Source organism: Halomonas cerina, from assembly GCF_014192215.1.
GTDB classification, from domain to species: domain Bacteria; phylum Pseudomonadota; class Gammaproteobacteria; order Pseudomonadales; family Halomonadaceae; genus Halomonas; species Halomonas cerina.
In genome coordinates this window covers 59,648-66,660 of the sequence record NZ_JACHXP010000021.1, presented here as the reverse complement: position 1 = coordinate 66,660, position 7,013 = coordinate 59,648, and the positions used below count along the sequence as shown (strand labels likewise).

Sequence of the window (7,013 nt, the reverse complement as noted above, 5' to 3'; positions counted from 1 at the left end):
ATCCCATGCCGCACTCAGCAGTGAAACCGCTCAGCGCCGATGGTAGTGTGGGGCTTCCCCATGCGAGAGTAGGTCATCGTCAGGCATCTATCCCGGAAACGCCCCGGCCTCGAAAGAGGTCGGGGCGTTTTCATGCGCGATCATCGTCCGGCGCCTATCCTGAACCCCCAGCCTCTTGCGAGTTGGGGGTTTTTCGTCGTGGGGTGATTTCCAAGACCCCGGTCAATCATCGGTGATCATTGGCCGATACTTCGTAGAGCTCGATGGGCGTGCCGTCGGGGTCGGCCAGGAAAGTGAAGCGTGCCCCGGTGAGCGTGTCCACCCGGATCGGCTCCGGCCGCGCTTCACGGGATACCAGAAGCGCCACGCACGCGTCGAGGTTCGTAGTGGCCAGTGCCAGGTGACGCAGGCCGCAGGCTTCCGGATAGCTGGGGCGCGGCGGCGGAGAGGGAAACGAGAACAGTTCCAGCTGGATGCCACCGGGAAGGCGCAGGTCGAGCTTGTGGCTATCCCGCTCGGCCCGGTAAGTCTCCTGCAGGATCTGTGCATCCAGCACCTTGAGATAGAAGCGCCTGGCCCGTGGATAGTCGGCGGTGATCAGTGCCACGTGGTGTATGCCCGCCAGTGGCAGGCAGGCGTGCATCGGGCTCATCTGGGCTCCTAGCGGCACAGGTCCTCCAGGGTCTCGATCAGGGTTTCCATCTCGTCGTCGGTGCCGACGGAGATACGCAGATGGTCCCGTAACGCCTGGGTATTGAAGTGACGAACCAGTACACCTCGCTCGCGCAGGCCGACGAACAACTGGGCCGCGTCGAAGCCCGGGTGGGTAACGAGCAGGAAGTTGGTGAGGGAGGGCAGTACCTGGAAGCCCAGGGTCTCGAGGTGGCCACGGGTGCGCTCACGGGTAGTGATCACGGCCTCGCGGCACGCCTCGAAGTGCTCGTGATCCGCCAGCGCGGCAATGCCCACGGTGCTGGCCAGGCTGTCGACGGGATAGGAGTTGAAGGAGTTCTTCACGCGTTCCAGCCCCTCGATCAGCTCACGAGAGCCGACGGCGTAGCCGAGGCGCAGACCGGCCAGGCTGCGTGACTTCGAGAAGGTGCCGGTGACCAGCAGGTTAGGGAAGCGCTCAACCAGCGGCACGGCACTCTCGCCACCGAAATCCACATAGGCTTCGTCGACCAGCACCACCGGCTCGGTGACCCGTTCCAGAAGGCCGGCGATGGCCTGGCGGCCGTGGCCATGGCCGGTGGGGGCATTGGGGTTGGCAAAGATCACGCCGCCGCTGTCGTTGCCGAAGGCGCTGAGGTCGACCCGCCACTGGTCGTCCAGGTCGTGGACCCGACGCTCCACTTCATAGAGGCGGCAATAGACCGGATAGAAACTGTAGGAGATGGCGGGCATCTCCACCGGCCGGTCATGCCGGAAGAACGCCTGGAAGGCCAGGGCCAGCACCTCGTCGGAGCCGTTGCCGACGAAGACCTGCTCGACCTCTACCCCGAACTCTTCGGCCAAGGCCTCGCGCAGAGCGCGGGAGTCGGGGTCCGGGTAGCGACGCAGGTGGTCCGCCGGATAGTCGCGCAGCACCGCCTCCACCCCCGGGGCCGGCGGGTAGGGGTTCTCATTGGTGTTCAGCTTGATCAGTTGCTCGCGGGGTTGCTCGCCGGGCACATAGGGTGTCAGCGCCCGCACGGCCGGGCTCCAGAACTTGCTCATGGTCACTCGCTCGGGGGTGGTTGGACTTTGGTCATGGTGACCCGGGCGGCGTGACCACGCAAGCGGCGACCATGCTAGTCTCGTGGGTCGCTGTCGATCATTCGCCTCCTACGGATTCGCCCGATGACCGCTCAGATACTTGCCACCCTGCTGCCCGTGTTCCTGATCGCCGGGTGCGGCACCCTGTACGGGCGCTACCGAACCCCGGATATTCGGGGGCTCAACACCCTCAACATGGAACTCTTCGTGCCCATGCTGGTGTTCGCGGTGCTGGCGGATCGCCAGGCGCCCCTGGTGGATTATGCCGGCCTGGCCCTGGCCGGGGCCGTGGTGGTGGTGGGGTCTGGGGTGGTGCTCTGGCCCTTGACGAAATGGCTTGAGCTCGATACCCGCACCTTCCTGCCACCCATGATGTTCAACAATTCCGGCAACATGGGGATCCCACTGCTGGTGCTGGCCTTCGGCGAGGCGGCCCTGCCGGCGGCGGTGGTGCTGTTCATCGTCGAGATGCTGCTGCACTTCTCGCTGGGCCTCTACATGCTTAGCCCCCACACGCCGCTGTGGCGCCTGCTGCGCATGCCCATCGTGCTCGCCAGCCTCGCCGGGCTGGGGGTGAACCTGGGCGGTGTCCCGGTGCCGGCGTGGCTGCTGCAGGCGCTGGACATGCTCGGGGGTGTCTGCATTCCCCTGATGCTCTTCGCGCTCGGGGTGCGCATGCTCGACATCGATTTCAGCGACTGGAAAACGGGACTGTTGGGGGCACTGCTCTGTCCCCTCTCCGGGCTGATATTCGTCATGCCCCTGATCGCGTGGCTCGACCTCGACGGCCTGCAGGCAGCGGCCCTGTGGGTCTTCGCCGCCCTGCCACCGGCAGTGCTCAACTACCTGGTGGCGGAGCAGTATCGACAGGAGCCTCAGAAGGTGGCCTCGCTGGTACTGATCGGTAACCTGGGCAGCCTGGTCGTGATCCCGGTCGTGCTGGGCCTGGTCTTCCTCCACGTCCAGCCAGCTGCCGCCTGAGGAGGGAACCGGCGGACACCAAGGCTGTCCGCTGTGGGTGCGAGAGGTTATGCTGTCACCCAGGCTGCCGTGGTCTACGGCGCCATGCTTATTGGTTAGGAGGACACACATGCAAATCAGGACCCTGCTGGCCGGCTCGGCCATGCTTGCCCTGCTGGCCGGCTGTGCGACCGGTCCCACCGGGCCGGGAGCCGGCGCTCCCGAGATGGCTGAACCCGAGGTGACCTACCAGGGCACCCTGCCATGCCGTAACTGTGACGGCATCGACCTGAACGTGACGCTGGTGGGGGACGAGCAGAGTGCTCCCGCGGAGCGGACCTTCGATCTCGAAGCCTCCTACCGGGGACATCCGCAGAATCCACCCGACGAGACCTACGAGGGCAACTGGGTGCTGCTGGATGGTCCGGAAGAGATGCCCAACGCCACCATCTATGAGCTGACGCCGGAGGGTGATGGACAGATCTACTACTTCCTGCGCCTCGATCCGCAGACGCTGGAGCTGATCGATCCCAACCTGCGCCGCTTCCAGAACAACGAGATGCTGCAGCTCAAGCGCCTGTAGGCGAGGGCTGAGGTGCCGAGGGGCGGCCTGAGGGTCGCCCCTTGTCATTACAGGCATGCTGCCGGGGCGAGGCCTGCAGTGGGTAGAATGGGTCATGACCGCAGGAGAGAGTGCCCCATGGCCAAAGTAAAGAGTGCCTTCGTCTGCACCGAGTGTGGTGCCGAGTACCGCAAGTGGCAGGGGCAATGCTCAAGCTGCCAGGAGTGGAACACCCTCAGTGAGGTGCGCCTGTCCGCGGCGCGCCCCGGTGCCGCCACGACGGCCCCGGGGAGCGGCCCACGCGGCGGCTATGCCGGCAGCCTGTCCCGGGAAGTGATTGATCTGGCCAGCGTCGATCTCGGCGAGGTGCCGCGCCTGTCCTCCACCTTCGCGGAGTTCGACCGGGTGCTAGGCGGTGGCCTGGTGCCCGGATCCGCCGTGCTGCTCGGCGGGCACCCCGGCGCCGGCAAGTCGACCCTGCTGCTGCAGACCGCCGGCAAGCTGGCTCAGTCGCGCCGGGTGCTGTATGTCACCGGTGAAGAGTCGCTCTCCCAGGTCGCCATGCGGGCCCACCGCCTCCAGCTGCCGGTGCAGGGGCTCAAGATGCTGGCCGAGACCAGCATCGAGACCATCCTCGCCGTGGTCGAGCGCGAGCGCCCCGAGATCCTGATCATCGATTCCATCCAGACCATGCACCTGGAGGATATTGGTTCCGCCCCCGGCGGCGTGGCCCAGGTGCGTGAGTCGGCGGCGGCCCTGACCCGCTTCGCCAAGCAGAGCAACACCGTGCTGTTGCTGGTGGGCCACGTGACCAAGGACGGCACCCTGGCCGGTCCCAAGGTACTAGAGCACATGATCGATGCCTCCTTGCTGCTGGAGGGGGGCGCCGACTCGCGTTTCCGCACCCTGCGCGGGCAGAAGAATCGCTTCGGGGCCGTGAACGAGTTGGGGGTCTTCGCCATGCTCGAGCATGGGCTCAAGGAGGTGAAGAACCCCAGTGCGATCTTCCTCTCCCGTGGTGAGGAACAGGCGCCGGGCAGCCTGGTGATGGTGGTCTGGGAGGGCACCCGGCCGATCCTCGTCGAGGTGCAGGCGCTGCTCGACGAGTCGGCGCTGGGAAATCCCCGCCGGGTGGCGGTCGGGCTCGACCCGAACCGCCTGGCCATGTTGCTGGCGGTGCTGCACCGCCATGGTGGGCTCTTTACCGGGGACCAGGACGTCTTCCTCAATGTGGTGGGCGGAGTCAAGGTGCTGGAGACCAGCGCCGATCTGGCCGTGCTGCTGGCCGTGGTCTCGAGCCTGCAGGGTCGGCCGTTGCCCCGGGAGCTGGTGGTGTTCGGTGAGGTGGGGCTGTCCGGCGAGATCCGTCCGGTGCCCAGCGGCCAGGAGCGTATCGTCGAGGCCGCCAAGCACGGCTTCACGCGGGCGATCGTCCCCCGGGCCAATGCCCCCAAGCGCGGGCCGCCGGGCATGGAGGTCGTGGCCGTCGACAAGCTGGCCGATGCCCTCGAGGTCCTGTGAGACCCGACGGGGGTAGGCGGTGATGTAGAATATCGGTAACGATTGCCAAGGAGATCATGATGAGTGCCATCCGACTGACCCAGTACAGCCATGGTGCCGGCTGTGGCTGCAAGATCGCCCCCGATGTCCTGGACGGCATCCTGGCCAAGGCCGGCCCTGGGGCGAGCCATGCCCGACTGATCGTCGGTAACCAGGGGCGGGAGGATGCCGCTGTTTATGACCTGGGGGACGGGCGGGGCATGATCGCCACCACCGACTTCTTCATGCCGATCGTCGATGATCCCTTCGACTTCGGCCGCATTGCGGCCATCAATGCCATCAGCGACGTCTATGCCATGGGCGGCCAGCCGGTGCTGGCCCTCGGTATCCTCGGCTGGCCGCTGGACAAGCTCGGGGCCGATATCGCCGGCGACGTGGTGGCCGGTGCCCAGGCGGTGTGCCGGGAACTGGGGCTGGCGCTGGCCGGCGGTCACTCCATCGATGCCCCGGAGCCGATCTTCGGCCTGGCGGTCAACGGCCTGGTGGATCTCGAGCACCTCAAGCTCAACAAGGGCGCCCAGGTAGGGGACTTGCTGTTCCTGACCAAGCCGCTGGGCGTGGGACTGCTCACCACCGCCGAGAAGCAGGGCCTGCTGGAGGCCGGCCACCATGGGCTGGCTCGCGAGACCATGCTCAAGTCCAATGCCATCGGCGTAGAGCTGGCGAAGGTCGCCGGGGTGCATGCCATGACTGACGTCACCGGCTTCGGGCTGGCCGGGCACCTGGCCGAGATGTGTGAGGCCAGCGACGTGGCGGCACGCATCGACTTCCGCCGCCTGCCGAGGCTCGCCGAGGCCGAGGCCTATCGCCGCCAAGGCGCGGTGCCCGGTGGTACCCAGCGCAACCGCGATGCCTTGGGGACGGCCCTGCCGGCGATGGACGAGGCTCACTGGCAGTGGCTCTGCGACCCCCAGACCTCCGGTGGCCTGCTGCTGTCGGTGCACCCCTCCTGGGAAGACGATGTGGAGCGCATCGGCCGGGCCCAGGGGGTCGAGCTCCAGCCCTTCGGCGAGGTTGTCAGGGCTCGCGGCGAGGCGCGCATCGAGGTTCGGGGATGAGCCTGCCGCTGGTCGAGCCCGACCTCGGACTGCTGCGCGAGGGGCGGGTGCTGATCGATGTGCGCGCCCCGGTGGAGTTCGCCCAAGGGAGCCTGCCGGGCGCGGTCAACCTGCCGCTGATGGATGACGCGGAGCGCCACCAGGTGGGCATCGCTTACAAGCAGCAGGGCCAGGCGGCGGCCATCGCCCTGGGCGAGCGGCTCGTCAGCGGCGGTCTCAAGGCCGCCCGGGTCGCCGCCTGGCGGCGTCTGGTCGAGGCACATCCCGACGCCCTCATCTTCTGCTTCCGGGGCGGGCTGCGCTCCCGACTGGCCCAGCAGTGGCTCTGCGAGACCGGCATCGATCGGCCGCGTATCCGGGGCGGCTGGAAGGCCATGCGCCAGGCGCTATGCGCGCGCATCGACGCCGCCGCCGAGCAGCCACTACTGGTGGTGGGCGGGCTTACCGGCTGTGCCAAGACCAGTCTGATCCAGGCCCTGGATCATGGCCTGGACCTGGAGGGCTGTGCGCGCCACAAGGGGTCTGCCTTCGGTCGCCACCCCCTGCCGGCGCCCAGCCAGATCGACTTCGAGCACGCCATGGGGCGCCGCCTGCTCGAGCTGCCGGGGCCGGTGGTGGTGGAGGACGAGTCGCGCCACATCGGTGCCGCCAATATCCCGCTGACCTTCTGGCGCGCCATGCAGATGGCTCCCCGGGTACGGGTCGAGATGCCGCTGGACTGGCGTCTGGCGCAAATCCACAAGGACTATATCGATGACCTCTGGGCGGTCTATCGCCACCACTGCGGCGAGTGGCTCGGTTGGGCGCTGATGCGCAAGCAGCTCGCCCTCTCGCTCATGCGCCTGAAGAAACGCCTGGGCAGTGCCCGGCTCGCCCGGCTGCAGCGCCTGCAGGCCCTGGCCTTTCGGGAGCACGAGCGGGGCAACCGCCAGGCCCACGAGGCCTGGCTGGCCCCGCTGCTGACCGAATACTACGACCCTATGTACCGCTATCAGCTAGAGAAGCACGATGACCAGCGCTTCCTCCATGTGGGCGATTGGGAGAGCTGCCTCCAGGCGGCACGGGACTGGGGACAGTCGGTCCCCCGGGCCGGGAGGCCGGCGACGGCACCGGCCTGA

7 protein-coding genes and 1 rRNA gene are annotated in these 7,013 nt (G+C 67.3%); 6 read left to right on the top strand and 2 right to left on the bottom strand.

Going from position 1 to position 7,013, the window contains the following annotated elements; all coding sequences use genetic code 11:
* Positions 1 to 85 (top strand): 5S ribosomal RNA (gene rrf, locus FHR94_RS20100); the annotation flags it as partial.
* A gap of 141 nt (positions 86 to 226) precedes the next feature.
* On the opposite strand, the gene gloA2 is transcribed toward rrf, so the two are convergent.
* Together gloA2 and hisC are read right to left on the bottom strand one after the other, a co-directional pair.
* Positions 227 to 652: an SMU1112c/YaeR family gloxylase I-like metalloprotein gene (gloA2, locus tag FHR94_RS16780; protein WP_246390022.1), complete on the bottom strand. Its 426-nt coding sequence runs from the start codon at positions 650 to 652 to the stop codon at positions 227 to 229.
* An 8-nt stretch (positions 653 to 660) separates the two neighbouring features.
* Positions 661 to 1,716 carry a histidinol-phosphate transaminase gene (gene hisC, locus FHR94_RS16775; protein WP_183327413.1) on the bottom strand — a complete coding sequence of 352 codons (1,056 nt, stop codon included), beginning with the start codon at positions 1,714 to 1,716 and terminating at the stop codon, positions 661 to 663.
* 123 nt (positions 1,717 to 1,839) lie between these two features.
* Here hisC and FHR94_RS16770 point away from each other — a divergent pair, with 123 nt between their 5' ends.
* The 5 genes from FHR94_RS16770 to mnmH all read left to right on the top strand — a co-directional run bounded on the left by FHR94_RS16770 (position 1,840) and on the right by mnmH (position 7,013).
* Positions 1,840 to 2,736 (top strand): AEC family transporter, encoded by an 897-nt coding sequence (locus FHR94_RS16770; RefSeq protein ID WP_183327411.1) that lies wholly within the window; start codon positions 1,840 to 1,842, stop codon positions 2,734 to 2,736.
* A gap of 109 nt (positions 2,737 to 2,845) precedes the next feature.
* Complete coding sequence (locus FHR94_RS16765) at positions 2,846 to 3,298, top strand: copper resistance protein NlpE N-terminal domain-containing protein (protein ID WP_183327409.1); 453 nt, start codon at positions 2,846 to 2,848, stop codon at positions 3,296 to 3,298.
* A gap of 117 nt (positions 3,299 to 3,415) precedes the next feature.
* Positions 3,416 to 4,798, top strand: coding sequence for a DNA repair protein RadA (gene radA / locus FHR94_RS16760; protein WP_183327407.1), 1,383 nt, complete (start codon positions 3,416 to 3,418; stop codon positions 4,796 to 4,798).
* Between the two features lie 56 nt (positions 4,799 to 4,854).
* Complete coding sequence (gene selD, locus FHR94_RS16755) at positions 4,855 to 5,895, top strand: selenide, water dikinase SelD (protein WP_425485396.1); 1,041 nt, start codon at positions 4,855 to 4,857, stop codon at positions 5,893 to 5,895.
* Positions 5,892 to 7,013: a tRNA 2-selenouridine(34) synthase MnmH gene (gene mnmH, locus FHR94_RS16750; RefSeq protein ID WP_183327403.1), complete on the top strand. Its 1,122-nt coding sequence runs from the start codon at positions 5,892 to 5,894 to the stop codon at positions 7,011 to 7,013. Before selD ends, mnmH begins: the two co-directional genes overlap by 4 nt.